The sequence below is a fragment of the Tsukamurella tyrosinosolvens genome (genome assembly GCF_900104775.1).
GTDB classification, from domain to species: Bacteria; Actinomycetota; Actinomycetes; order Mycobacteriales; family Mycobacteriaceae; genus Tsukamurella; species Tsukamurella tyrosinosolvens.
The window spans coordinates 4903485-4928860 of sequence record NZ_FNSA01000003.1 but is presented as its reverse complement, the minus strand read 5'-3'; the positions used below and the strand labels follow the sequence as shown (position 1 = coordinate 4928860).

27 protein-coding genes and 2 tRNA genes are annotated in these 25376 nt (G+C 71.7%); 12 read left to right on the top strand and 17 right to left on the bottom strand.

Features of this window, described 5'->3' with window-relative positions; genetic code table 11:
* Positions 1–6: 6 nt before the first annotated feature.
* Both BLW32_RS26405 and BLW32_RS26400 read left to right on the top strand, forming a co-directional pair.
* Positions 7–1956: a heavy metal translocating P-type ATPase gene (locus BLW32_RS26405; protein WP_068742459.1), complete on the top strand. Its 1950-nt coding sequence runs from the start codon at positions 7–9 to the stop codon at positions 1954–1956.
* A 17-nt stretch (positions 1957–1973) separates the two neighbouring features.
* Complete coding sequence (locus BLW32_RS26400) at positions 1974–2966, top strand: bile acid:sodium symporter family protein (RefSeq protein ID WP_068742458.1); 993 nt, start codon at positions 1974–1976, stop codon at positions 2964–2966.
* On the opposite strand, the gene BLW32_RS26395 is transcribed toward BLW32_RS26400, so the two are convergent.
* Complete coding sequence (locus BLW32_RS26395; RefSeq protein ID WP_068742457.1) at positions 2953–3582, bottom strand: LppU/SCO3897 family protein; 630 nt, start codon at positions 3580–3582, stop codon at positions 2953–2955. The genes BLW32_RS26400 and BLW32_RS26395 overlap by 14 nt on opposite strands.
* Positions 3583–3654: 72 nt before the next feature.
* Entirely contained in the window at positions 3655–4164 is a 510-nt protein-coding gene (locus BLW32_RS26390) for a CGNR zinc finger domain-containing protein (protein WP_068526063.1), read from the bottom strand.
* Positions 4165–4189: 25 nt separating this feature from the next.
* Here BLW32_RS26390 and BLW32_RS26385 point away from each other — a divergent pair, with 25 nt between their 5' ends.
* A complete protein-coding gene (locus BLW32_RS26385) occupies positions 4190–4975 on the top strand; it encodes a sulfite exporter TauE/SafE family protein (RefSeq protein ID WP_068742456.1) in 786 nt (261 codons plus the stop codon).
* 10 nt (positions 4976–4985) lie between these two features.
* On the opposite strand, the gene BLW32_RS26380 is transcribed toward BLW32_RS26385, so the two are convergent.
* Positions 4986–5546 (bottom strand): MaoC family dehydratase N-terminal domain-containing protein, encoded by a 561-nt coding sequence (locus BLW32_RS26380; protein ID WP_068526061.1) that lies wholly within the window; start codon positions 5544–5546, stop codon positions 4986–4988.
* Positions 5547–5700: 154 nt separating this feature from the next.
* Here BLW32_RS26380 and BLW32_RS26375 point away from each other — a divergent pair, with 154 nt between their 5' ends.
* The gene (locus BLW32_RS26375) at positions 5701–6411 is read left to right on the top strand and encodes a hypothetical protein (protein WP_068742455.1); all 711 of its coding nucleotides are present in this window, start codon (positions 5701–5703) and stop codon (positions 6409–6411) included.
* A gap of 129 nt (positions 6412–6540) precedes the next feature.
* On the top strand, positions 6541–7098 hold the full coding sequence (locus BLW32_RS27295; protein ID WP_139286324.1) for a DUF6578 domain-containing protein: 558 nt from the start codon (positions 6541–6543) through the stop codon (positions 7096–7098).
* A 10-nt stretch (positions 7099–7108) separates the two neighbouring features.
* On the opposite strand, the gene BLW32_RS26365 is transcribed toward BLW32_RS27295, so the two are convergent.
* Entirely contained in the window at positions 7109–8434 is a 1326-nt protein-coding gene (locus tag BLW32_RS26365) for an MFS transporter (protein ID WP_175546311.1), read from the bottom strand.
* A 28-nt stretch (positions 8435–8462) separates the two neighbouring features.
* Between BLW32_RS26365 and BLW32_RS26360 the strand changes: the two genes are divergently transcribed.
* The 3 genes from BLW32_RS26360 (at position 8463) to BLW32_RS26350 (ending at position 11886) form a co-directional block, all read left to right on the top strand.
* Positions 8463–9428, top strand: a complete 966-nt coding sequence (locus BLW32_RS26360) for a GlxA family transcriptional regulator (RefSeq protein WP_068526058.1) — start codon at positions 8463–8465, stop codon at positions 9426–9428.
* A 78-nt stretch (positions 9429–9506) separates the two neighbouring features.
* Positions 9507–10649, top strand: a complete 1143-nt coding sequence (locus BLW32_RS26355) for an acyltransferase family protein (protein WP_068742453.1) — start codon at positions 9507–9509, stop codon at positions 10647–10649.
* A complete protein-coding gene (locus BLW32_RS26350) occupies positions 10630–11886 on the top strand; it encodes a hypothetical protein (RefSeq protein WP_074850859.1) in 1257 nt (418 codons plus the stop codon). The genes BLW32_RS26355 and BLW32_RS26350 overlap by 20 nt, the downstream gene beginning before the upstream one ends.
* On the opposite strand, the gene BLW32_RS26345 is transcribed toward BLW32_RS26350, so the two are convergent.
* The 9 genes from BLW32_RS26345 to BLW32_RS26305 form a co-directional block, all read right to left on the bottom strand.
* The gene (locus BLW32_RS26345; RefSeq protein ID WP_082791515.1) at positions 11859–12293 is read right to left on the bottom strand and encodes an acyl-CoA thioesterase; all 435 of its coding nucleotides are present in this window, start codon (positions 12291–12293) and stop codon (positions 11859–11861) included. The two genes, BLW32_RS26350 and BLW32_RS26345, sit on opposite strands and share 28 nt — an antisense overlap.
* Positions 12290–13372 carry a histidinol-phosphate transaminase gene (gene hisC, locus BLW32_RS26340; RefSeq protein ID WP_414929962.1) on the bottom strand — a complete coding sequence of 361 codons (1083 nt, stop codon included), beginning with the start codon at positions 13370–13372 and terminating at the stop codon, positions 12290–12292. The genes BLW32_RS26345 and hisC overlap by 4 nt, the downstream gene beginning before the upstream one ends.
* An 88-nt stretch (positions 13373–13460) precedes the next feature.
* Positions 13461–13646: a hypothetical protein gene (locus tag BLW32_RS26335; protein ID WP_068526054.1), complete on the bottom strand. Its 186-nt coding sequence runs from the start codon at positions 13644–13646 to the stop codon at positions 13461–13463.
* Between the two features lie 120 nt (positions 13647–13766).
* Positions 13767–13976 (bottom strand): CsbD family protein, encoded by a 210-nt coding sequence (locus tag BLW32_RS26330; protein WP_068526053.1) that lies wholly within the window; start codon positions 13974–13976, stop codon positions 13767–13769.
* Positions 13977–13978: 2 nt separating this feature from the next.
* Complete coding sequence (locus BLW32_RS26325) at positions 13979–14569, bottom strand: hypothetical protein (protein WP_068742450.1); 591 nt, start codon at positions 14567–14569, stop codon at positions 13979–13981.
* On the bottom strand, positions 14566–15393 hold the full coding sequence (locus BLW32_RS26320) for an Asp23/Gls24 family envelope stress response protein (RefSeq protein WP_068742449.1): 828 nt from the start codon (positions 15391–15393) through the stop codon (positions 14566–14568). The genes BLW32_RS26325 and BLW32_RS26320 overlap by 4 nt, the downstream gene beginning before the upstream one ends.
* Positions 15394–15395: 2 nt before the next feature.
* Positions 15396–15581 carry a hypothetical protein gene (locus tag BLW32_RS26315; RefSeq protein ID WP_068742448.1) on the bottom strand — a complete coding sequence of 62 codons (186 nt, stop codon included), beginning with the start codon at positions 15579–15581 and terminating at the stop codon, positions 15396–15398.
* Positions 15578–15901 carry a hypothetical protein gene (locus BLW32_RS26310; RefSeq protein ID WP_068526049.1) on the bottom strand — a complete coding sequence of 108 codons (324 nt, stop codon included), beginning with the start codon at positions 15899–15901 and terminating at the stop codon, positions 15578–15580. The genes BLW32_RS26315 and BLW32_RS26310 overlap by 4 nt, the downstream gene beginning before the upstream one ends.
* The gene (locus BLW32_RS26305; RefSeq protein WP_068742447.1) at positions 15898–16374 is read right to left on the bottom strand and encodes an Asp23/Gls24 family envelope stress response protein; all 477 of its coding nucleotides are present in this window, start codon (positions 16372–16374) and stop codon (positions 15898–15900) included. Before BLW32_RS26305 ends, BLW32_RS26310 begins: the two co-directional genes overlap by 4 nt.
* 115 nt (positions 16375–16489) lie before the next feature.
* Here BLW32_RS26305 and BLW32_RS26300 point away from each other — a divergent pair, with 115 nt between their 5' ends.
* The 4 genes from BLW32_RS26300 (at position 16490) to BLW32_RS26285 (ending at position 17988) form a co-directional block, all read left to right on the top strand.
* Positions 16490–17050: an RNA polymerase sigma factor gene (locus BLW32_RS26300; RefSeq protein WP_068526047.1), complete on the top strand. Its 561-nt coding sequence runs from the start codon at positions 16490–16492 to the stop codon at positions 17048–17050.
* A 71-nt stretch (positions 17051–17121) separates the two neighbouring features.
* Positions 17122–17643, top strand: coding sequence for a hypothetical protein (locus BLW32_RS26295; RefSeq protein ID WP_068627308.1), 522 nt, complete (start codon positions 17122–17124; stop codon positions 17641–17643).
* A gap of 142 nt (positions 17644–17785) precedes the next feature.
* Positions 17786–17877, top strand: a tRNA-Ser gene (locus BLW32_RS26290).
* A gap of 38 nt (positions 17878–17915) precedes the next feature.
* A tRNA-Arg gene (locus BLW32_RS26285) sits at positions 17916–17988 on the top strand.
* 67 nt (positions 17989–18055) lie between these two features.
* Here the strand turns inward: BLW32_RS26285 and BLW32_RS26280 are convergent.
* From BLW32_RS26280 to BLW32_RS26265, 4 genes are all read right to left on the bottom strand, one after another.
* Positions 18056–19699: an AMP-binding protein gene (locus BLW32_RS26280; RefSeq protein ID WP_068742446.1), complete on the bottom strand. Its 1644-nt coding sequence runs from the start codon at positions 19697–19699 to the stop codon at positions 18056–18058.
* Between the two features lie 26 nt (positions 19700–19725).
* Positions 19726–22407 carry a winged helix-turn-helix domain-containing protein gene (locus tag BLW32_RS26275; protein ID WP_068742445.1) on the bottom strand — a complete coding sequence of 894 codons (2682 nt, stop codon included), beginning with the start codon at positions 22405–22407 and terminating at the stop codon, positions 19726–19728.
* A gap of 107 nt (positions 22408–22514) precedes the next feature.
* Entirely contained in the window at positions 22515–23468 is a 954-nt protein-coding gene (lipP1, locus tag BLW32_RS26270) for a LipP1 family hormone-sensitive lipase (protein ID WP_068742444.1), read from the bottom strand.
* 43 nt (positions 23469–23511) lie between these two features.
* Positions 23512–25146, bottom strand: a complete 1635-nt coding sequence (locus BLW32_RS26265) for a flavin-containing monooxygenase (RefSeq protein ID WP_068742443.1) — start codon at positions 25144–25146, stop codon at positions 23512–23514.
* Positions 25147–25376 lie beyond the last annotated feature (230 nt).

Genomic DNA, 25376 nt, shown 5'->3' with positions numbered 1-25376 from the left:
CGGAGTATGGACGTCACCACCGACGCGCGGAGCGGCGACACCGACACTCGACTCACCACGGCGCACCGCACCCGACCCTGGGACCTCGCCGAGATTCGGTGGGCGACCGGAGCGCTGGTGCTGTTCCTGCTCGGGATCGCGGCGCAGCTCGCCGGCGCGCCGGCGTGGGTCTGGTGGGCGCTCCACCTGTCCTGCTACGCCGCCGGGGGCTGGGAACCCGCACTCGCGGGCCTTCGAGCCCTGCGCGAGCGGACCCTCGACGTCGATCTGCTCATGGTCGTGGCCGCGATCGGCGCGGCCGGGATCGGCCAGGTCACCGACGGCGCTCTGCTCATCGTCATTTTCGCCACCTCGGGCGCGCTCGAGGCGTGGGCCACGGCCCGCACCGAGGATTCGGTCCGGGGCCTGCTCGACCTCGCGCCCGACCGCGCCGTCGTCGTCGCGCGCGACGGCTCCGAACGGGCGATCGCGGCGGCGGACCTGGTGGCGGGAAACGTGATCCGCGTCCGGCCGGGCGACCGGATCGCCGCGGACGGCACCGTCGTCGACGGCGCGAGCGAGGTCGACCAGGCGACCATCACCGGCGAGCCGCTGCCGGTCGACAAGCGCGTCGGCGACGAGGTCTTCGCCGGCACCGTCAACGGCACCGGGGCGCTGACGATCCGAGCGGACCGCGCGGCCGCGGACTCGGTGGTCGCCCGGATCGCCGCCATGGTCGCGGAGGCGTCGCGGACCAAGGCGCGCGCCCAACTGTTCATCGAGAAGGTCGAGCAGCGCTACTCGATCGGCATGGTCGTGTGCACGCTCGCGGTGTTCGCGATCCCGCTCGCCTTCGGCTCCGACCTGCGGTCGGCGCTGTTGCGCGCCATGACCTTCATGATCGTCGCCTCCCCGTGCGCCGTCGTGCTCGCCACGATGCCCCCGCTGCTCGCCGCGATCGCCCACGCCGGGCGGCGCGGCGTGCTCATCAAATCCGCTGTCGTCATGGAGAATCTGGCCACGGTCGACACCGTCGCCTTCGACAAGACCGGCACGATCACCTCCGGTCGGCCCACGTTGGCCACGGTGGAGGCGGTGCCCGGCCGCGGTTTCGTCGCCGACGAGGTACTCGCCCTCGCGGCCGCGGTCGAGCGGCTCAGCGAGCATCCGCTCGCGGCCGCGGTCGTGGACGCCGCGGACCGGAAGGGTCTGACAGTGCTCGCGGCGCGGGACTTCGCCGCCCGTCCCGGCCGCGGGGTGACGGGCACCGTCGAGGGCCGGCGGATCGCCGTGCTCTCGCCGCACGCCGGCGCAGCGCCGATCGATGCGGCGGTCGCCGATTCCGTGCGCCACCACGAGGCCCAGGGGGACACCGCGGTCGTCGTCACGCGCGATGGCATCCCGATCGGCGTGCTCGCCCTCACCGACACGGCGCGGCGGGACGCGGCGGTCGCCGTCGCCGCGCTCGGTCGCGACGGCGTGGCGACCTCGCTCCTGACCGGCGACAATCCCCGCGCCGCCGCACGCATCGCAGGGGAGGTCGGGATCGGGGCTGTCCGCGCGGGGCTGCTCCCCGCGGACAAGACCGCCGCGATCGCGGGCATCCGGGAGGGAGGGCGGACCGTCGCGATGGTCGGGGACGGGGTCAACGACGCGCCCGCGCTCGCGGCCGCCGACGCCGGGATCGCGCTGGGCGGAGCGGGATCCGACCTCGCACTGCGGGCTGCGGACGTGGTCCTCGTGCGTGATGATCTGACCGTAGTGCCGTCGATTCTCGCTTTCGCGCGGCGGGCGCGTCGAGTGGTCGTGGCGAACCTCGCGATCGCCGCGACGTTCATCGCGGTGCTGGTCGTCTGGGATCTCGTCGGGCACCTGCCGCTGCCCCTCGGCGTGGCGGGGCACGAGGGCTCGACGATCATCGTCGGGCTCAACGGCCTCCGGCTGCTCCGCCGGGGTGCCTGGCCCGCACGCACGTGAAGTGAGACTATCGAAGAATGTCTGCGTCGCCGCCGCCCGAGGTCCCCGCGAACCCCGCCCTCGCTGCGGAAGCGAGGGTCGCGCGGACGGCGGTCACCGTCTTCCCGCTCCTGGTGCTCGTGGCGGGCGTCGTCGGGTACCTGACGCCGAGCACGTTCACGCCGCTCGCGCCCTCGGTGCCGTACCTGCTCGGCCTGATCATGTTCTGCATGGGGCTCACGCTGACGCCGCCGGACCTGGCCTCCGTGGCGAAGCGGCCGTGGGCGGTGGTGCTCGGCATCGTCGCGCACTACGTGATCATGCCGGGCGCGGGCTGGGTCATCGCCCACGGCCTGCAGCTCGAACCCGAGCTGGCGGTCGGCGTCATCCTGGTCGGCTGCGCGCCGTCGGGGACGGCGTCGAACGTGATGGCATTCCTGGCGAAGGGAGACGTGGCGCTCTCGGTGGCGGTGGCGAGCGTGTCCACGCTCATCGCCCCGATCGTGACGCCGCTGCTGGTGCTGCTCCTCGCCGGGTCCTACCTGCCGATCGACGCCGGCGGCATGGTGCTCGACATCGTCAAGACCGTTCTGCTGCCGGTGATCCTCGGCGTGCTCGCACGCAGGTTCGCCAAGAATCTGGTAGCGCGGGCGCTCCCCGTACTGCCGTGGGCGTCGGCGATCGTCATCGCGGTCATCGTCGCGATCGTGGTGGCAGGCAGCGCGAGCAAGCTCGCCGCCGCGGGTGGCATCGTCTTCCTCGCGGTGGTGCTGCACAACGGCTTCGGCCTGGGTCTCGGCTACCTCGCGGGCAAGGTCGGGCGCCTCGACGACCGCGCCCGGCGCGCCCTCGCCTTCGAGGTCGGCATGCAGAACTCCGGGCTCGCGGCCACGCTGGCCACCGCCCACTTCTCGCCCCTCGCGGCACTGCCCTCCGCGGTCTTCTCACTGTGGCACAACGTCTCCGGTGCCGTCGTCGCGGCCTGGCTGGCCCGTAGGCCGTTGTCCGACGAGGCGATCACGCGGGCGTGAGCGGCTCCAGGCACACGACGACCGAGCCGGTCTTGCGCTTCATCGTGTAGGACATCGTGGCGCTCGGGTACTCCGCGCAGCCGGCGTCGTCCTCGGTGCCCGACAGCTTCCCGACGATCCGATACCGGGCGCTCGCATCCGAGCAGTCCACCTTGTCGGACTCGGCGTTGCTCCCCGTGCCCGACATCGAGACGCAGTCGCCGACGACGGCGCCGGCCACGTCGCGCTGCCCGAAATAGGCGACCGTGCCGATCATCGCCACCGGGATGAGCAGGCCCAGCATCGCGAGCCGCTGGTACAGCGGCTTGCCGGGATCCAGGTGCGGCGCCGAGGCGGGTTCCGGTTCGGGGAGGCGGCGCAGGCGCACCCACACGGACAGGTTCCACAGCAGGGTGAGCGGGTTGACGATGACGGAGACCAGTGTGAGCCAGCCCTGCCAGAGGCTCTTCGCGGACATGTCGCGCACGGTCGCGATGCCGCAGGTGCGGCAGAACGGGCCCTTCTGTTTGAGGAAACGCATCGCGATGAGGAAGCCCTGGTGGCCGCGCACCGTCGTCTCGATGGCGGGTGCGGCGCCGCAGAACCGGCACGTCGGGCCGGGGGTGGGGGTGGTCATGAGGGCAAGTATCGACAACCCTCGTTCGTAATATCAAATCCTGTGATCCTGAATACAGGATTCGTCGCCGAGTCAGGCCGCGCGGTGGCGGCGCACCGCCTCCCGGCTGCCGCAGCGCGGCGAGCAGTACCGCTGCCGGCCGTTGCGGGAGACGTCGGCGAAGACCGCGGCGCAGTCCGACGAGGCGCAGCGACCGAGCCGGCTCATGCCGCGCGTCGTCAGGTGCAGCGCGGTCCCGGTGAGAATTAGGACGGCGAGCTGGCCGGTGAGCGTCGCGCCGGACTCGCGGTAGTGGATGTGCCACCCGGTCCCGGCGTGGTCGGTGACGCGGGGGTGGGACGCGTGCTCAGCGAGGAGCGCGTTGAGCCGCGCGACGCGGGCCGGGACGTCGTCCGCGTCGACCACGGTGAGCCACGCGTCGACCAGCGCGCGACAACCCTCGAAGTCCTCCGCGCCGACGGTCTCGACGAGCATGTCGTGCGCATCGCACCGTCGGACCAGGTCGTCGAGGTCGGCTGGCGGATCGTTCGCCAGGTCGACCGCGAGCAGTACCGGATCCTCGCCGTAAGGGTTGATATGCACAAGGCCATTACAGCACGATCGTCCGGTGCCCGACATCACCACGACGACGCTTCTCCTCCTGCTGCTGGCGGCGCTCGCCGCGGGCTGGGTGGATTCCGTCGTGGGCGGGGGCGGACTGATCCAGCTCCCCGCGTTGCTCATCGCGTTCCCGACGGCCGCGCCGATCCACCTGCTCGCGACGAACAAGATGGCATCCATCGCCGGCACGACGACGAGCAGCATCACCTACTGGCGGCGCGTGCGGCCCGACTGGCGGACCGCCGTCGCGCTTGCCGTCCCCGCGTTCGCCGGCGCGATCGCGGGCTCGATCATCGCCTCGCACATCCCGCGGTCGGCGTTCAACCCGATCATCCTCGCCGCGCTCGTCGCGGTCTTCGTCTACACGCTGCGCCAGCCGGACCTCGGCGACGAGACCGAGCTGCGCTACCGGGGCCACCGTCACCTCGTGACGGCCGGGGTCGCCGGGTTCGCGATCGGGGTCTACGACGGTGCGCTCGGCCCGGGCACCGGTTCGTTCCTGGTCTTCGCGATGGTCGGCCTCATGGGCTACGCCTTCCTCGAGGCGTCGGCGAAGGCGAAGGTCGCGAACTTCGCGACCAACCTCGCCTCGCTCGTGGTCTTCCTACCGCAGGGCGCGGGCTACTGGAAGCTCGGCGTCGCGATGGCGTGCGCCAACGTCGCGGGCGGCTACCTCGGGGCGCGGACCGCCGTCGCGAAGGGCAGCGGCTTCGTCAAAGTGGTGTTCCTCGTCGTGGTCTCCGCATTCATCTGCAAACTCGGTTACGACGTGGTGGTGCAGTTCGCGCGCTGAGCGCGGGGCCTCAGGCGTTGACGACGCCGTGCATCACGATCTTCTCGGCGGCGTCGTTGAAATCGGGCGCGTCGGCACCGTCGGGCGATCCGCCGATCAGGGTGGTGGAGAGCGTGACCAGGTGCTCGTCGTCCTGTCCGTACATCTCGTTGCGGATCGTCACCATGTCGTACCCGCCGACGCGCCGGTGCTTGTCCACGTGCACGTGGATGGTCAGTTCGTCGCCCGCGACGACGGGCCGGTGGTAGACCATGCTCTCGTCGGCCTGCATCAACTGGCTGGCGCCGTAGCCGATGATCGAATCGTCGAACAGTGCGCGGTTGGAGACGATGCCCGCGACGCTCACGAGCATCGGCGGCGCGACCAGGTCGGTGTAGCCGGCGGCACGCGCGGCCTCGACGTCGAAGTGCACCGGGGCGGTGAACTGGGACGCGAGCGCGTACTCGCGGACCTTCTCGCGGCCCACGAGATAGGTGTCGTGGTGCACGTGGTGGTGGCCGACGGCGCTCGCGGTGCGCTCGCTGATCTCTTCGGGGGTCAGCGGGGCGGCGGGAGCGGATTCGTTCGGCATGCTGACCAAACTATCTGCGCGGCGGCTCCCATGGCTTGTCCGAACCTCCAAGAAACCCCGACCCGCCTTGGTCGTGGCGGCGCGCGGGTGTGGTCGAGTTCACGTCGAGGTCGACGGTTTGCGTTGCACCCCATGGATCGTCGAAACTGGGAGGGTGAGCGAAGCCGGTGCTGCAGCCCCCGAAGACCCGATCGACCTCGAAGCCTGGCGCACCGCCAACGAACTGTCCGTGCCCTTCTCCGAGGCGCTCGACCTGTGGGCCGAGACCGCGCACGCCGCCCTCGTCGAGCTCGCCGGCCGGTACGGATCCTTCATCAGTTTCGCCGAACTCGCCGCCCGCGCGCAGGCCGACGCCGGCGTCGCGACCCGCGCGCCCGTCCGCCTCTGGGTCGCCGCGCTGCAGCGCCGCGTGACGGATCGCTGCCAGGCGGCGGGCGAGCCGCCGCTCGTCTCGCTCATGGTCGCGCACGACCAGACCGTCGGCGAGGGCTACGCCTACGCCGTCGCCGCCGCGGACCTCCCCGTCCCGGAGAACCTCGATCAGCACGCCGCCGCCGCGCGGTTCGCCTGCTACCTGCACTTCGGGGCGACGGTGCCCGCCGGTGCGGCCCCGCAGCTCACCCCGAAGCTGGAGGAGGCCCGCCGCGCCGCCGCGGCGCGCGTCGCCAGGGTGAAGCCCGCGAAGGCCGCGTCCAACGGGCGGGTCGTCAAGGCACGCACCCCCGCCGCGCCGCGGGCGGCGAAGGCACCGTCGGCCCGGCCTGTGAAGGCGGCCGCCCCGGCCAAGCCCGAGCCCCGCCCCGCGAAGCTCTGCCCCAACTGCTTCACCCAGCTCGCCGCCAACGGCGAGTGCGGCTTCTGCTGACACGCGGACCCGCGGCACGGTGAGTGCAATCGCATCACCGCGACGTCGTCGTGGCTACGATGGCCGCGGAGGTACGCCGGGACCCCGCGGAGCCACTCCTGCGGATCGCCGAACACCCGGTACAGAGTCGTGAATTCTGGTTTGTCGCTGGACGTGTCGCTGCTGTACGTGCACATCTCGAACTGGGAGTACCAGTGCTGCGGCGAGGTGCCCCGCGTCGGCGGGGACGTGCGCGGATCCCTCACGCTGCACCCGAGCCGGCGGCCGGGATACCCGGCGCCCGAGGTGCTCGACTGGGACCCGGATTCGGGGCTGGTCCGGGTGGGCGATCTGTATGCGCAGCTCGGCTTCTCCGTGACCGATCCGTACCGCACCGACCTCATCGTGAGCCTCGGCTGGCACGACGACGGGCCGGCGCCCACCGTGCTCGGCACCGTCGAGGTGCTGCTCGAGGAGACCGGAACCTACGTGCGTGAGCGGACCGGCGAGCTCGACATCGACCCGGGCACCGTCGACTACCGCGAGGTGCGCGAGGCCACGATCTGGCCCGAGGACCGGCCGGAGGCCGGCGGGCCCGCCGCCGCGGGGGTGGTCGCCGGGGTCCGGCTCGCGGGGATCGTCGAGGCCGCGGACCGGGCGGAGGTGCGGGCCGAGGGGCTGCGCCTCTTCACCGAGACCCCGGTATGACCCGCGCGGATCAGACGGCGACCGGCTCGGGCTCGGCCGCGCGGGTGCGGGTACGCGGGATGACCCAGCACATCGCGGCGGCGGCCACGCAGAGCGCCCCGGCGGTGTAGAAGGCCGGGTCGTAGCCGCCCGAGGCGTCCCGGATGTAGCCCGCGCCGAACGCCGCGACCGCGGCGCCCAGCTGATGCGAGGCGAAGATCCAGCCGAAGACCACCGGCGTCGACTCGCCGAAGTGTTCGCGGGCCAGGGCCATCGTGGGCGGCACCGTCGCCACCCAGTCCAGGCCGTAGAACAGGATGAAGACCAGCAGCCCGGGCGCGATGCCGGGGGAGAGCAGTGCGGGCAGCAGCGCCAGCGCGAGCCCGCGGCCGAGGTAGTAGACCACCAGCAGGATCCGCGAGTCGACCCGATCGGTGAGCCAGCCCGAGGCGATGGTGCCGACCACGTCGAAGACGCCGATGACCGCGAGCAGCGACGCGGCCGTGGTCGCGGGCATCCCGTGGTCGCCGGCGGCGGGGATGAAGTGCGTCTGCAGCAGGCCGTTGGTCGTCGCGCCGCAGATGGCGAAACTCGCGGCGAGCAACCAGAAGGCGGGTCGACGGGCGCCCATCGCGAGCCCCGCGAAGGCCGCGCGCACCGCGCCTCGCGACGGCGCCGGCGGCGGCACGACCTCGTCGGCGCCGAACGGCGGGAGGCCCAGTTGCGCCGGCCACGAGCGGAGGAACAGTCCGGCGACCGGGATCACCGCGACCGCCACCGCGGTCACCACGAGCGTCGCGGTGCGCCAGCCGTGCGCCTCGGACAGCGCCGCCACGACCGGCAGGAAGATCAGCTGGCCGGTGGCGCTCGCCGCGGTGAGCACCCCCGTCACCAGGCCCCGTCGCGCGACGAACCAGCGCATCGCGATGGTGGCGACGAAGGCCGTCGACAAGGATCCGGTACCCAGGCCGACGAGGACACCCCACAGCAGGACCAGCTGCCACGCGTCGGTCATGAACACCGCGAGCCCGGTGCCCGCGGCGACGAGCGTCAGCGCGCCGATGACCACCGGCCGCACGCCCAGCTTGTCCATGAGCGCCGCGGAGAACGGCGCCGTGAGACCGAAGAGCGCCATGTTCACCGACATCGCCGCGCCGATCGTCGCGTGCGACCAGCCGAACTCCATGTGCAGCGGGTCCATCATCACGCCGGGCACGGACCGGAAACCGGCCGCACCCAGCATCGTCACGAAGGCGACGCCGGCCACGATCCAGGCGTAGTGCGGCGCGCGCAGGCGCCTCAGCGGTGTAGTCACCGGACTAGATTCCCGGATTCCCCGGCGCCGAACCAGTGGCATCAATGACAAGATATGAAAGAATCGTGCCATGCACACCGTCGCCGTCCTACTGCTGGAACCCATCGTCGGCTTCGACGCCGCGATCCCGCCGCTGTGCTTCTCCGAGGCCACCGACGAGGCGGACCGACCCCTCTACCGCGTCATCACCTGCGGCATCGACCGCAACCCCGTCCGCGCGACGGGCGGCTACGCCATCACGCCCGAGGCAGGCCCCGAGGCCCTCGCCCTCGCCGACACGGTGATCGTGCCGGGCACGAAGATCACCGGCCCGCGGTTCGACGGGACCCTCCCCGACGACATCCGCGCCGCCCTCGCCACCATCCGCCCGGGCACCCGCATCGTCTCCATCTGCACCGGCGCCTTCGTGCTCGCCGCCGCGGGCCTGCTCGACGGGCGGAGCGTGACCACGCACTGGAAGTACGGGGCGCAGCTGCGCAAGCTCTACCCGGCCGTCGGGCTCGTCGACCACGTCCTGTTCACCGACGACGGCGACGTTTTCACCTCTGCCGGGCTCGCCGCCGGCCTCGACCTGTGCCTGCACCTGATCCGCAGCGATCACGGCGCCGCCGTCGCCAACAAGGTCGCGCGACACTGCGTCGTGCCGCCCGCGCGCGAGGGCACGCAGGCGCAGTTCGTCGACGTCCCGGTGCCCGTGAGCGGGGCGGGCAGCACCGTCGAACCGCGGGACTGGGCGGTCCGGAACCTGCACGAGAACCTCTCTGTCGAGGTCCTCGCCCGGCGCGCGGGGATGTCGGTGCGCACGTTCAACCGGCGCTTCCGCGAGGAGACGGGACAGACACCCGGCGCCTGGATCCTGCGCCGCCGCCTGGACCGCGCCCGCGAGCTGCTGGAGACCACCGAGCTGTCCGTCGACGCCGTCGCCCGCGACTCCGGGCTCGGCACCGGCGCCAGCCTGCGGGCCCACCTGCGCCGCGACACCGGGATGACGCCCCTCGGCTACCGTCGCGTCTTCCGGGAGGCCCCGGTCGCGTGAGCCGCGCACCGTCGGGCATGGGCGACCGCCGCACGGGCGGCTGGACGGGGCCCGGGGGGCACCGGGCAAAATGAGGGGATGCAGAGTCGGGTAGCGCCGCTCACCGGGCTGCGTGCCGTCGCGGCGGCCACGGTGTGCCTGACGCACGCCGCCTTCTCGACGGGGCACTACACCGACGACTTCGCGGGGCACCTCTGGGCACGGTTCGAGATCGGCGTCCCCATCTTCTTCGCGCTCTCGGGGTTCCTCCTCTTCCGGCCGTGGGTGCGGCTGCTCGAGGACGGCACGGGGCACCAACCCGACCTGCGGCGCTACGCCTGGCACCGGTTCCGGCGCGTGGTGCCGGCGTACTGGGTGGTCGTCGTCGCCGTGTACGCGCTGGGCCTCGTGCGGCACGAGCCGAACCCGTCGGGCCGGGGCGTCGACGGGCTGCTGCGGAACCTCACCTTCACCCAGATCTACGGCTTCGGGCACCTGCGCGTCGGGCTGACCCAGGCATGGAGCCTCGCGGTGGAAATGGCCTTCTACCTCGCGCTTCCGCTGATCGGCTGGGCGCTGACCGCGCTCCTGTGCCGGTACCGGTGGCGGCCAGCGCGGCTGCTGGCGGGCCTCGCCGGCGTCGCCGCGATCACCCCGGTGTGGATCCTGATCGCCCCCGAGATCGAGCGCACCGCGCGCATGTGGCCGCCCGCCTACCTGTGGTGGTTCGTCGGGGGCATGGCGCTGACGGTCGCGGTCCCACTCGTCCGACGGTGGCCGGCGTGGGCCACGCCCGCCTGCCTCGCCGTCGCCCTCACCGGGTTCGTCGTCTCCGCCCTGCCGGTGATCGGCGGCCCGCCGACGATGGTGCCCGCGAGCCAGCTGGAGGCCCTGGTGAAGTCGGCGCTGTACCTGCTGATCGCGGTCGCGCTGATCGCGCCGCTCGGGCTGGCGCCGGCGGCGCGCTCGGCCTATCACCGCATGCTCGGCAGCCGGCCGATGGTGTGGCTGGGCGGGATCTCCTACGAGTACTTCCTGGTGCACCTCATCGTCATGGACGTCCTGCTCCTCGACGTCTTCGACTGGCGGCCGTTCACCGGGAACATCGCCGTCGCCTTCCTCGCGACCTCGGTCGTCACCGTCGTGCTCGCGTGGGCGCTGCGCGCCGCCCTGCCCTTCGGGGATGATGAGAGGCGCACGTCGACGGAGAAGGGGGTGACGGATGTCCGCGCAGGAGCCTGAAGTGCACATCGAGGCGCCGGTGCGCCGGTGGTGCGACGCCCGCGCCATCCCCATGCCCCGGCGCGAACTCTCCGACGAGGCCGCGCTGCTCATCGCCGCCGGCCACCTCCAGCCCGCCGCCCGCGAGGTGGTGCTCAACCGGTTCGACACCGAACGCGCCTTCCCGGACATCGGCGGGTACTCCAAGCTGCGCCGGCTCAGCCGGATCGCCGAGCACGAGGCGCCGCCGCCCTCGGCCGACGGCGTCCCGCCCAACCCGTTGCAGCAGGCCAAGGCGGCCGCCGACGCGGTCCGCGGCGCGGACGCGCGGCGCAAGCTCGCAGGCTTCCGGCACGCCTTCACCCTGAACCGCATCTCGTTCGCCGCGGGCGTCCGCGCCGTACGCCGCGCCCGCAAGGACGCGGTGCACCTCGACCTCGACGAGCGCGACGCCCTGTTCGACGCGCTGTGCCTGACGCCGCTGCCGCTCACCCCGTCGGCCGCGGCGGTCGCCGCGCGGACCGTCGCGCGGGTGGCCGGCCCGGCCCTGCGGCTCGCCCCGCAGCTCGCGGGCTGGGTCGACGGGCACGGCGCCCCCGACGAGGGCCTGCTCGTCTTCGAGGATCGCTACGACGTGCTCCTGTTCGTCGCCGGCCTGGTCTACGACAAGGTGAGCTACTCCCGGTCGGTGAGCGCCGGCGAGTTCGACGAGCAGCTCGGCCAGTTGGACCTCCCGACCGACCTCGTGCAGATCTCCGCCGACGTCGTGCAGCTCAAGTCCGTCTGGGGTCAGCTGCGGTACGCGCCGGGCCTCGCGGACGGTACCCGCTCGAGCGAGCTCGACAAGGTCTGGGAGGAGCTCGTCGACCGGGTCACCGCGCTCACCCGCGTGGGCGACCTGGTGGACGTCGCGGATTCCAAGCGACCGCGGCGGATGTCGATCGAGTCGATCGACCAGCAGATCCACGAACTGGTGCAGCGCGCCGGCGAGCGCGAGATCTCCACGCAGAGCGCGCGGCGCGTCGCCGGGCAGATCATGGGCGCCCGGGGCGACCTCCCGCCCGCGCTGCCCGACGGTACCCGGCGCGCCCTGCCCGGCGCGGGGAACGGCACCGGCGGCGCGGGCGCCGGCGCTGCGGGCACCGGCGGTGCGGGCGCGCGACCCGGTGCGGCGCTACCGGACTCGGCGCTGCCCGGCGACGCGCCGAAGGCGTGGAAGCCCGCCCCCGTTCAGCCGCGCGACCACGATGCGAGGTAGGTCTTCTCCTCGTCCGTGAGGCGGCGCAGGCTGCGCTTCTCGATGTCGACGACCGCCATCTGCGTGGTCGCCAGGATCGCCGGCTTCGATTCGGGCGCTGCGTCCTTCGCGCGGACCTCGTAGCCGATGGTGAAGTCGACGCTGCGGTTCGACGCGATGTACATGCCCACCTGCACCGGCGAATCCTCGTGGTACAGCTGCGCTTTGTACTTGATCGCGACGTCCGCGATGAAGGCGCTCTTGATCAGCGGCGCGTACTTCTCGCCCGCGGAGAGCAGCCACTGGATGCGTGCCTCCTCCAGCAGCGTCACCATCCGCGCGTGGTTCACGTGGCCCAGCGCGTCCATGTCCGACCAGCGGACGGGAACGTGTGCGGTGAAGGCGAACTCGTACTTTCCGAGGCTCACCGCCGCCACCCCGCGGCGAAGGCGAGGAAGGCGTCGTTCTCCTCGGGCACGGTGACGGTGACGCGGACGCCGGCACTGTCGAAGCCCCGGACCAGCAGGCCCGCCTCGGCGGCGTCGGCGGTGAAGCGCAGGGCGTCGGCGCCCAGGGGGAGCCAGACGAAGTTTGCCTGCGTGTGCGGAACCTCGAATCCGGCCGCCAGCAGTGCGTCCCGGACGCGGGTGCGCTCGGCGACGACGGCCTCGGTGCGGGCGAGCAGCTCGTCGTTGGCGTGCAGCGAGGCGATCGCGGCGGCCTGCGCGGGCACGCTCACGGAGAAGGGCAGGTGCACCTTGGTGAGGGCGGCGATGAGCTCCGGGTCGGCGATCGCGTAGCCGACGCGCAGGCCCGCGAGGCCGTAGGCCTTGGAGAAGGTACGCAGCGCGATCACATTGCGGTGCCGAGCGATCAGCGCGGCGCCGTCGATGCGCTCGCCGGTCTGCTCGTTGGCGCGGTGGTACTCGTAGTAGGCCTCGTCGAGGGCGACGATCACGTGCGGCGGCACCTTCTGCAGGAACGCCTCGAGGGCCTCCTCGGACACCGTCGTGCCCGTCGGGTTGTTCGGGTTGCAGACGAAGATCAGGCGCGTGCGGTCGGTGATCGCGGCGGCCATCGCGTCGAGGTCGTGCGCGTGGTCCGGCGTGAGCGGAACCTGGACCGGTGTCGCACCGACGACGCGGGTCACGATCGGGTAGGCCTCGAAGCTGCGCCAGGCGAAGATCACCTCGTCGCCCGGGCGGCAGGTGACCTGCACGAGGTCCTGGCAGAGCGCGACGGAGCCGCAGCCGGCGTGCAGCTGCTCCTCGGTGGCGCCGGTGAGCTTCGCCAGCTCGGCCTTGAGGGCCACGGCGCCGTTGTCGGGATAGCGGTTGGCGCTGCGCAGCACCTCCGCGAGGGCGGCGGCGACGGACGGTAGCGGACCGTCGACGATCTCGTTGGAGGCGAGCTTGATCGCGCCGGGCGCGGACTTCCCCGGCACGTAGGCGGGGAGCGCGTCGAGATCGGAGCGGATGCTCAGCGGCGCGGGGTCGGACGGGTTCACAGTGGCCACCCGGCCAGGGTAGTCCGACGGTCCGCCCCTGGGGGCCACCGAGGCCGGTCGCGTGGACCGGCCCCGGCGGCCAGGGACATCAGTTGCCCGAGAGCTTGTCCTTGAGGGAGTCCGCGTCGCCCTTGACCTTGTCGGCGAACTCGCCCGCCTTCTCCTTGGCGGCGGCGGTGGCCTGATCGACCTTCTCGCCGGCAGCCGCGGCGGCCTCCTGGGCGCGGCCCTTGAGCTCCTCGGCCTTGCTCTTCGCGTCGTCTGCGATGCCCATGCGTGATCCTTCCGATACACCCGATGTGTTCCCCCGAGGCCGATCCCCGAGGCTTTGATTGTGCGCTGTCGTGTGCAACTGCGCTGGGTTATCGATTGCGATCACGATGGACCTGCGGTTTCAGTTGCCGGAGAGCTTGTCCTTGACGGCGTCGACGCCCTCCTTGACCTTGTCCGCGGCGTCGGCGATCTTCTCCTTCGCCGCGGCGAGGCCCTGATCCGCCTGGCCCTCGGCCTTGAGATCGTCGTCGCCCGTGGCCGCGCCAGCGGCCTCCTTGGCACGTCCCTTGAGATCCTCGGCCTTGTTCTTGGCGTCGTCTGCGATGCCCATGGTCACGTCCTCTCGATGGTTGTTCGATCTTCATCTCGGGGGTGTTCCCCAAGTCTTCTGTCGCCGCGCCGGTCGTTCACCAGGACCTGGAACGCGACGTCGGGTCCGGTCGCGGCGACCACGTCGTGGCGGGCGGCCGCCGCGAGGGCGGTGAGCTCGTCGACGGGCGCGCCGGGTGAGATCGCTACGGCCACCCGGATGACGGGCCGGCCCTTCTCGATCACGGTCGACGGGCGGGCGCGCCGGATCAGGGGACTGCGCCCCAGGTCGGCGGCGACCGCGTCGGCCACGCGCCCCAGGTCGACGGTGCCGTCACCCGGGGTGTGCGCGGTGCGCGAGGCGGAGCTGCGCAGGTGCCGGACGAGGAGCCACAGCGCCACGAGCACCAGCACCGCGCCGGCCGCTCCGGTGACGGCGGGCCACCACGGCTGGTCGGGCAGGCGCACGATCGTCGGGACCGAGACGCGGTCGGCGGCGTCGGCCGCGGTCCGCTGTCCGAGCCGGTCGCCGAGCGCCCACAGGCCGCCGCCGAGCAACACCAGCCCGACGAGGCCGGCGAGGATCCGGTCGATGACGCGGGTCGAGCCCTTCATCGGGCCACCTCCTCGGCGCTGCGGCGGTCGGGGTCGATCCGCCGGTGGAACCAGAGTTCGTCGGAGACGGGGGTGTGGCTGCGCCGGCGCGGCTTCAGTGCGGCGATCAGCAGCACCAGGCCCAGCACGATGGCGCCGACCGTCGCGGGCCAGGCCCACCAGGACCACCGCACGTCGTCGGCGATGCGGGGCACCGCGTCGATCCAGCGGCTACCGGCGACCCAGCCGAGCGAGACCAGGGCGTCGCGGACCGCGATCACGCCGAGCGCGACCAGTGCCAGCAGGAGCGGCACCGTCGCGATGCTCGCGCCGGCGGTGCGCCGCGGTGCGTGACGGCGCAGGTCCCGGGCCGTGGGAGCGTCGTCGGCCGTGGTGGTGACGGTGCCGGGCGCGTGCGCGGTGCGGGGGCCGGTGCGTTCGTCGCTGATCCGGGTGATGTGCACGTGCACCTCCTTCGGGGGCGCGCCCAGGCTGCGGGCGAGCTCGTCGTCGACCGCGGACCGGACCGCCGGCACCAGACGTGCGGACTCGAGCGGCCACTGCGCGGCGATCTGCACGTCGACGTCGGTGCGCGCGCGGTCGGCGAAGCGCACGGACGGCAGCTGGCGCGTCGTGAGGCCGCGGACCCGCTCGGTGCCGGGCACCGAGAGCGCGGCGTGCTCGACCAACCGTCGGCGCACGCGGTCGTCGATGACGGTGCGGCCCCGGCCGGCGGTGTCGACGGGGTTCCGGTCGCCGCTGTCGGCTCCGGTCGCCGCAGCGACGGTGTCGGCCGTGACCGCCGCGGCGAGCGGGCCGTCGGGGGTCACCGATTCGGTGGTCATGGTCAGCTCCGGTCGCGGCGCCGCAGGGCGGTGAGGTCGATGAGCCCGTCGAGGTGTGCGCCCACGGCCGCGCCGGCGGCGCCGAGAACGATCGCGAGCAGGAAGCCGACCAGGCCGCCGACCACGACGGCGATCGCCACGAGCAGGCCGATCACGCCTCCCCACACGGTGAAGTGTCCTGGCGTCATGCGGTGAACTCCTTCGGTGCTGCGGGGCCCTGGTCGGACACCGCGATATCGGATACGACGACGTCCACGGGGACTCCCGCGGCGTCGGAGGCGGCCACGCGAACGCGGTCCGCGAGGTCGACGAGGTCGAGGTCGCGCCGGAACTCGAGGACGACGGAGACCTGTCCGCCGTCGTCGTCGAGCCGGACGCCGCGCACCGTCCGGCCCGGGAGGTACGTGGCGGGGGATCCGGGCCCGCCGGCGTGGACGCCCACGACGCCGTCGATCGCCGTCACTGCGGCGACGACCCCGTCGACCCGGGCGGCACGTGCGGCGCTCACTGGACCCGCGACTCCGTCGACGCCTCGCCGGTGGCGACGTCGTCATCGTCGGCGAAGTGGACGTCGTGGACGGTCACGTTGACCTCGGTCACCTCGAGGCCGGTCATGGACTCGACGGCGTCGATGACGTTGCTGCGGATGCCGGCGGCCAGGTCGTGGATCGCGACGCCGTACTCGGCGACGATCGTCACGTCGACGGCGGCCTGCCGCTCGCCGACCTCCACGGTGACGCCCTGCGTCAGGTCCGGCGCGCCCGGAAGGGTCTCGCGGATGCGGCCCACGACGCGGGCGGCCTGGCCGCCGAGGTCGTAGACGCCGTCGACCTCGCGGGCCGCGATGCCGGCGATCTTGGACACGACCACGTCGGCGATGTTGGTGCTGCCGCGCCCGACCTGCGTCGCGACCGCGGTCCCGGGCTTCGTGGCCGTCGTCTCGTCGGCGGTCGCGGCGGGCTTGGTGGTGGTCGAGGTCATGTTCGGTCTCCCTTGTGTCGACTGATGTACCGGGATCCGTTCCGGCACACTGGGTGAGTCGCCGTCTCGCGGAGATCGGCACGCGATTGTGACCCATCTCACATTTGGAGGGTGGTTGTTCGACTCGGAGCTGCTGCCGTCGCTGTCCGACGAGACCCTGACGAGGCGCGCCCAGCGCGGCGACGCCGCGGCCTTCGACGTGCTCGTGCAGCGCCACGCGCCCGCCCTGCATCGCTTCGTCGCGCGGACGATGCCCGAACGCAGCGACTGCGACGACATCGTGCAGGAATCCCTCATCGCCGCGTGGAAGGCGCTCCCGAGCTTCGCCTTCCGCTCGACCCTGCGGACGTGGCTGTTCTCGATCGCGGCCCGCAAGACCGCTGACGTGCTGCGTCGCCGCGCCCCCGTCGTCGACTCGGAGGCCGTCGACGAGGCCGTCGCGCGGGAGCCCGGCCCCGTCGAGAAGGCGACCGACCGGGACTTCCTCGACGCCCTCGCGAGGGAACTGGGACGTCTGCCCTACCCGGCCCGTGCGGCGTGGTGGCTCCGCGAGGTCGACGGGCTCTCCATCGCCGAGATCGCGGGCGTCCTGCGGACCACGGAGGGGTCGGTGCGCGGCCACCTCCAGCGGACGCGGCAGCGCCTCGCGGACACGCTGGGGGAGTACTGGCCATGAGCGATCCGACGCGGCCCGCGGAGGCCGGACCGTTGTGCAATCCGACAGGACGTGGTCACACTGGGGGAGCGATGAGTTTCAGGCGAGTGGAGAGTGGCGACGCCGAACCGGCGCAGGCCACCGATTGGATTGCCGACGCGACGCGTCGGCTCGCCGGGCTGTCCGCACCCGACGGTGAGGGGCCCGAGGTCGACCCGCGCTGGGGCGCGGACGCCATCGACCGGCTGCGTGAGGCCGTCGCCCTGCAGGTCTCCGCGCTGCCCCGGCGGTCCCGCCCGATCGCGACGGTGCGGCCGGGTGTGGCGGTCACCGAGCTGGCGCTGTCGAAGGCGATCACGGCCGCGCTCTCCGACACGGCAGCGGCCGAGTCCGCCGCCGTCGCCGATGTCGCGCTGGATCTCACCGGCGACGGGCTGGCCGCAGTGCACGTGCACCTCGTCGCGGTCGGTGCCGACGGTCGCTCGCGCTCGCTGCTCGACGGTGGCGAACGCCTCCGCGCCCTCACGGCCGACGTCGTGCGGCGCATGGTCGGCACCGCCGACGCGCGCATCGACCTCACGTGGGAGGACGTGCTCACGCCGGAGCCGATCTAGGCGCCGTCGGACCCGTCGCGCGCATCCCGCGCGCGAACGGAGAATGACCAGCGGTTTTGTGGGTTGCGGAGAGGTTGTGTAATGTAGCTGCTCGGCGGTTGCGCGTGACCCGTAAGGATCGCTCGCGCATCGCGTCCGATTTGGAGGCGTGCCAGAGCGGCCGAATGGGACTCACTGCTAATGAGTTGTCCGGCCAACACCGGACCGGAGGTTCAAATCCTCTCGCCTCCGCCACGTCGGTCTTCGGACCGGCGAGAATTGAATATGGGTATGCGCCCGTAGCTCAGTGGATAGAGCATCTGACTACGGATCAGAAGGTCAGGGGTTCGAATCCCTTCGGGCGCACAGTGACGGTCAGGGCCGGTTCTCCAGCGGAGAACCGGCCCTGACTCGTATGGCGCGCGGTGCCGACTCAGCCCTGGATCCGCTGGTGCCTGTCGGCCCACTCCGCGTCGCGGAGCTGCTTCTTCTGGATCTTCCCGGTCGAGTTGCGGGGGAGTTCGGGGACGACGGCGAAGACCCGCGGCGCCTTGAAGCCGGCGATCCGCTCGCGGGCGTGCGCGGAGAGTTCCTCCTCGTCGACCGACGACCCCGGCCGCAGGACGACGAAAGCCTTGGGGCGCTCTCCCCACTTCTCGTCGGGGATCCCGACGACGGCGACGTCCACCACCGCGGGATGGCTCGCGAGCGCCTGCTCCACCTCGATCGTGGAGATGTTCTCCCCGCCGGAGATGATGACGTCCTTCGCCCGGTCGAGCAGTTGGACGTAGCCGTTCGGATGCATCACGCCGAGGTCGCCGGAGTGGAACCAGCCGCCGGCGAAGGCCTCGTCCGTGCGCTCGTCGTCGAGGTAGTAGCCCTTCATGACCATGTTTCCGCGCATCACGATCTCGCCCATCTCCGTGCCGTCCGGCGTGACGTCGACGAGGGCACCGTCGGAACCCGGTTCCGGGCGGACGACGCGGGCGCGGTCGGCGGTGAGCATGCCGACGCCCTGCCGCGCGAGCAGTCGCGGCAGTTCCTCGGCGGCGACGCCGGACCAGCTCGGGTCCGGCTCGCAGATCGTGTACGGCCCGTACGTCTCGGTCAGGCCGTAGACGTGGATGAGCTGAACGCCCAGGGCCCGCACCGCCGCGATGAGAGTGGGGCTCGGGGGCGCGGCCGCGGTGGTGACGGTGAGGACCCGATCCAGCGGGTGCGCCCGCTCGGAGGCGATCAAGAACGACAACACGGTCGGGGCGCCGTTGAGGTGGGTGATCCCCTCGCCGTCGATGAGCGCCCACATGTCGTCGCCGCGCACGGCGCGCAGGCACACCTGGGTCCCGGCCGCAGCCGCGACCGCCCAGGCGCCGCACCAGCCGTTGCAGTGGAACATGGGAAGCGTCCACAGGTACTTCGTGTCGATGCCGAAGCCGCTGTGGTGCACGTTGCCGAGGGCCGCGAGATAGGCGCCCCGGTGGGTGTACATGACGCCCTTCGGCTTCCCGGTGGTACCCGAGGTGTAGTTGATCGAGATCACCGAATCCTCATCGTCCACCTCCCACGGGAGCGGCGCATTGGAACCGCGGGCGAGCAGATCGGCGTAACTGGTCCCAGCGCCGGTGTACGCGCCGTCCTGCGCGGGCAGTTCGATGACCTCGCGGATCGTGACCGGCTGCTGATCGGCGAGGGGAGCGAGCAGGGGCGCGTCGCCGAGGAGGATCGCCGCACCGGAATGCCCGCAGATGTAGGCGACTTCGTCGGGCGAGAGGCGGGTGTTCGTGGCGACGAGCACGCCCCCGGCGAGCGGGACGGCGAAGTGCGCGACGAGGAGTTCGAGCGAGTTCGTCGCGAGGTAGGCCACCCGGTCGCCGGCCTCGATACCCGACGCGCGCAGAGCGTGCGCGAGGCGTGTGACGTGCGCGGCCAGCTCACGGTAGGTCGACCGGCGGTCGCCGTCCACCACGGCGGCGTGGTCGGGATGGACCTCCGCGGCGCGGCCGAGGAAGCGCAACGGCGTCAGCGGGGTGTCGAGGCCGGACCGCTGGGAGACGGAGCCGATAAGCGATGCGTTCATGAGGTTCTCCTTGGTGGTTCGAGGCGTCAACCGAGCAGCCGGGATTGCCGCACGAGGGCGACGGATTCACCGCGCGTGGAGACGCCGAGTTTGATGTTGATGTTCTTGAGGTGCCACTTGATCGTGTTGACGGCGACGCACAGCTCGGTGGCGATCCGCGCGTTCGTGTAGCCGCGATCAACGAGTCGGAGGATCTCGATCTCCCTGGCGGACAGCTGCTTCAGGGCGGGGCTGAGGTTCCGGTTCGCGACGGCCCCGCCGGTCCGGTCGACGAGGTCGGCGAGATAGGTCGCGGGGATGGCCCCGAGGTCGAGCGCGCCCGCGTGCTCGGTGGGCGACGTCTGGACGCGATGCAGGAGCGCGACCACGTCGGCACCGGCATCGAGGAAGCTGCGGCGGAGGCCGGCGCGCGCCCCGAGTTCGAGCGCGGGTGCGATGGTGCGAATCGCCTGCTGTACTCGTCCCGCCGCGTGGAGGACGCCCGCCAGGGCGATCCGCGTCGAGGTCTCCTTGCGCGGGTTACGCACCGGGTCAGTCTTTTCCAGGGCTACCGTCAGCCCAGCCACCGCCGCGGCGTGCCGGCCCTCAGCGCTGTCCATGATCGCCGCCGCCAGCGTGCGGGCGTGCTCCAGCGCACGCGAGACACCGTCCTGCCGCCCGGTGGGCCGCGGCATGGACTGGACCAGGGCGTGCGCCCGCCCGAGGTCGCCGTCGTCGACGAGGAACCGGACCCGCTCGAGACTCAGCTCCGCGTGCAATCGCGGCAGTTCCAGGCGCACAGCGGCGTCGCTCCCCTCTGTGAGGAGGCTCAGTGCCTCGGACCGCGCGCCCCGGGCGTCCCGAATCCGGGCGCGGGTGCGGTAGCTGGCGGACATGAACTCGACCAGTCCGCCGTCCGAACCCAGGCGCGCGGCCTCCGCCGACAGCCGCTCGGCCTCGTCGACCCGATCCTGTTCGTACTGCAGCTCGGCCAGGAGCGCTGCCGCGAGTTGCGCTGCGTGCGAGTGGGCACCGGCGGAGTCTCGCGCGGTGGCGAGTGCGCTCCGGAGCAATTCCTCGGCGCGCCTCGTCTTCCACTGCGAGTACGCGGCAACACTCGCCAGGCACCGTCCGTAGACGGCGGGGAAACGGCCGGCTGTGAGGTCGTGGAAGGTGCGTGCCCACGCCTGCAGGTCCTCCGCGCGAGCGAACTCCTCGTCGTGGATCAGCACGACGGTTCGGAGGTTCGCCGCGACCCCGATCACGAACGGGCGGTGTTCGTCCGGCGCTGCGATCGCGCCGCCGACCAGGTGGTCCACGGCTGCGGGGCGGTCGGCGAAGACATCGATGCACGCCTGGACGACGTCCGCCTCCACCTCCCGCTGGTGACGATCACCGCCGTCGTCCGGAGCCGTGAACGAGTATCGGAGTTGATCCAGGGCGAGTTGCGCCGCGGCCGACCTCTGGAGGAGACAATTGGCCCAGCTCACCGCCATGAGTAGACGCGGCCGATCCCCGATGGCCCCGGCGGGGAGGCGGTCGATCAGCTGTAGGACAGCTACCATCCGGCTGTCCTCGATGAGCCGCATCGCCTCCCGCTCGACGAGATCGGCCGCGTCGTCGGCCCTTCCCGCCGCCATCGCGTGGTGGACGGCCTCGCCGATCATTCCGTTCTCGGCGAACCAGTCGGACGCGCGCGCGTGGAGTTCGGCGACACGACCAGCGTCGGTCACCGCCAGCCGGCGGCGGAGGAAGTCGGCGAAGAGATGGTGGTACCGGAACCACGTCGCGTCGTCCGCCATCCGGTCGAGGAACAGATCCCGGCGCTCCACGTCCTCCAATCGCGCGAGGCCGTCGCGCGAGCCGGTCAACGCGTCCGCGAGTGGGCCGCACACGCGCTCGGGAAGACAGGTCGCGAGCAGGAAGTCGTGCACGTCCGGGTCGAGTGCGTCCAGCACGTTCTCCGCCAGGAAGTCGCCGACCGCCCGGTGGCCGACCGCGTCGACCGGCGCCTGCGGATCGCCGCTGCGCAGCGACAGGGCCGCGAGCTTGAGAGCCGCCACCCAGCCGTCCGTCGAACGGATGAGATCCATGGTCGACACCCCGGTATCGGCGCCGAGCCCGGTGAGGAGAGAGCGTGATTCGTCATCATCGAAACGGAGCTGGGCGCTGTCGATCTCGAGTAGCTCGTCGGTGATCAGCATCCTGCTGAGAGGCAACCCGGCACGGCTACGACTCGTCACCAACACGCGGAGACCGGAGCCGCCGTTGACGATGAGGTACTCAAGCGCCGACACCGTCTCGCGCGTGGTCACCCGGTGCCAGTCATCGATGATGAGCAGCACCGGACGGTCCGCCCGTTGCAGTCCGTTGATCAGCGACGTCAGCACGTAGTGCTCCGCGGGGATCCCGACGTCGTTCAGCATGGCCGACAGATCGCCGACGGCATCGGGCGCGACGCGGCTCACCGCTGCCACGACGTGCGCGAGGAACGACAGCACCGGCTCGTCCCCGTCGATGGACAGCCACGCAACGGCGGCCCCGTCGGCCTGGAGGCGTTCGCGCCATTGCGCGGCGAGGGCGCTCTTCCCGAAGCCCGCCGGCGCGTGGACGAGGGTGAGCCGTACGTCGGCGTGGCGCTCCAGCGTCTGCAGGAGACGAACCCGTGCCACCAACCCGCGCGGCGGAAGCGCCGGGGTGAGGCGGGTGGTGAGTACGGATGTGTCCATGGGTTCGGTGGCCTCGCTCCCACTCCTGGTGCGGATGATCGGTCAGGGGCGCCGACGGTACCTGCCTCCGCCGAGGGTAGTCAGGCACCGCGGGCGCTCGAGGAGGTTCACTCCCAGAGGCGCGGAGTCCAGCCGAGCCGGAATGCGGTGCGCAGATGCTCGCCCACGTCCTCCAATGCGGCGCGCCCGAAGTCGACGGCACCCGCGAGGTTCGCCGCGAAGGCGTGGATCTGCCCGTCGTACCGCTTGACCTGCGTCGGAACACCGGCGTCGCGCAGCTTCGCGGCGTACGCCTCGCCCTCGTCGCGGAGCGGGTCGTACTCCGCGGTGACCACCAGGGCGGGAGGGAGGCCGGCGTGGTCCGCGGCTCGGATCGGCGAGGCGCGCCAGTCGTCGGGGTCGGCGCGGTAGTGCTCGGAGAACCAGTCGAGCAGCGCGGTGGTGAGGAAGTAGCCCTCGCCGTTGTCGCGGGCGGAGTCGGTGTCTCGGCGGAAATCGGTCGCCGGATAGAGGAGCACCTGTCCCACCAGCTTCGGCCCGCCCTCGTCGCGGAGGGTCAATGCGGTCACTGCGGCGAGGTTGCCGCCCGCGCTGTCGCCGCCGACCGCGATCCGGTCGGGGTCGATGTTCAGCTCGGCCGCGTGCTCGGCCACCCAGCGGGTGGCGGCCACGGCGTCGTCGACGGCCGCGGGGAAGGGGGCCTCCGGCGCCTTCCGGTAGTCCACGGAGACCACCACGGCGTGGGCGCGGTTCGCGAACAGGGTGCACGGCCCGTCGACGACGTCGGGGTCGCCGATGACCCAGCCGCCCCCGTGGAAGTACACGAGCACGGGGAAGGCACCGCTCCCCTTCGGTGTGTAGATCCGGACCGGGATGTCGCCGTCGGGCCCCGCGGCGACGGTGTCCGTCACCGAGATGACTTCCTCCGCGGGGAGCCCGCACTGGGCCACGACGGCACGGTACGTCGCGCGGGCGTCGGCGACCGGCATCTCGTCGAGGGGCGGTAGTCCGGTGTCCGCGACGGCCTGCAACCAAGCCGCGGTCTGCGTGTCGAGTGTCATGTCGAATCCTCTTCTCGGATGGATGGTGTGCTGAGCGGAGTGGTCAGTCGAAGCGGAAGCCGGCGTAGTCGGCGACTGCCTCGTCGCAGATCCGGCGGTATTCGGGGAAGCCCCCGCACCAGCTGAGCAGGCCGTTCGGCTTACCGTCGACGTTGGTGCCGGTCCACCAGGAGGCGGTGTCCGGGATGACCGTCATGTTCGAGATGGTGTCGTGCAGGGCGAGGAATTCGTCCGCCGCGTCCTGGCGGGTGTCCACGACACGATGGCCCTCGGATTCCATGTGGGCGAGGAAATCGCCGATCCACTCGCCCTGCTGCTCGATCAGGGTCGGACCGTTGGTGAGGATCGCGGGGTTCTGCGGGCCGCAGTAGTGCAGGAACATGTTCGGGAACCCGGGCACGGTCATCCCGATGTACGTGGCGGGCCGGTCGGCCCACCGCTCCTGCAGCAGGACCCCGTTCGTGTCGCGGATGTTCATGGAGTACAGCGCACCGGTGTAGGCGTCGAAGCCCGTGGCGAAGAGGATCACATCGACCTCGTGCTCGGTGCCGTCCGTCATGCGGATTCCGGTGGAGGTCACTTCGGCGACCGGGTTGTCCTTCATGTCCACGATCGCGACGTTGTCGCGGTTGAACGCCGCGTAGTACCCGTGCTCGATCGGCGGGCGCTTGCTGACGAACGGCGATGTCGGCGAGAGCCGCTCGGCGAGGGCGGGATCGCGCACGACGTTCGCGATCTTCTCGCGGAGGAAGTCGAGGACGAACCCGTTCACCTCGCGGTCGGTGAGGACGTCGGCGAAGCCGGAGAAGGCCGGAGTGAGTCCGCCCTTCTCCCAGAGCCGCTCGAGCACGTCCCGTCGTTCCTCCGGCGACATCTCGGCACCGATTCCCGCGAAGTCCGGGTAGGGGAAGCCGCCGAAGTTCGCGCGGGCCTTCTCGAAGATCTCGGGATGGCTGGACTCGATCGCCTTCCAGTCCTCGGCGTCGAGTTCGTGATTGCGCCCGGGGAGGCAGTGGTACGGATTGCGGGAGAACTCGTAGACCTGGGCCGCGGTGCGGGCCACCACCGGGATGATCTGGACGGCGGTGGCTCCGTTGCCGATGACGGCGACGCGCTTGCCGGTGAAGTCGATGTCCTGCTCGGGCATCCGCGCGGTGTGGTGCCACTGGCCTTCGAACGTGTCGAGGCCGGGAAACGCGGGCATGTTCGGCGTGCTCAGCACTCCGACGGCGGGGATGAAGTACTTGGCGGTCACCGTCCGGCCCGAATCCGTCTCGATCGTCCATCGCCCGGAGGCGGCGTCGAACTGCGCACCGGTCACCTTCGTCCCGAAAGTGATGTTCCCGCGGAGGCCCTCGCGGTCCGCGACCCACGCGAGGTAGCTCTGGATCTCCGGCTGCGACGGATACCGCTCGCTCCACTTCCACTCGGCGAGAAGGTCCGGATTGAAGTAGTCCGAGAAGCTGTAGACGGTGCTGTCGCTGTCGGAGCGCGCGCCGGGGTAGCGGTTCCAGTGCCACGTGCCGCCCACGTCGGTGCCTGCCTCGAGGCAGCGGGCCGAGAGTCCGAGCTCACGCAGCCGCCGCAGGGTGTACAGGCCTGAGAATCCGGCGCCGACGACGACCGCATCGACCGTCTCGATCGCCGCCGGCGTTGTCTCCTGCGCTGTGGTGGTCATCAGGATCTCCCTTCGTATCCGGCTCTCACTCGCCACCGGCGGCGGCTGCAGTTAGTGACTCCGGTCACACGAATATGGAGTTCGCGGTGCCCCACCTCCCCACCCGTTCGGGTGGTCTTCGGCGGTTCCGGCCCACCCCGCCCGGTGAGGCGGGGTGGCCCACCCGTTCGGGTGGGGGCGGTCCCGGCGAGCGGCCCTACCGTGCTCGGCGAGTGATGTAGAACACAACG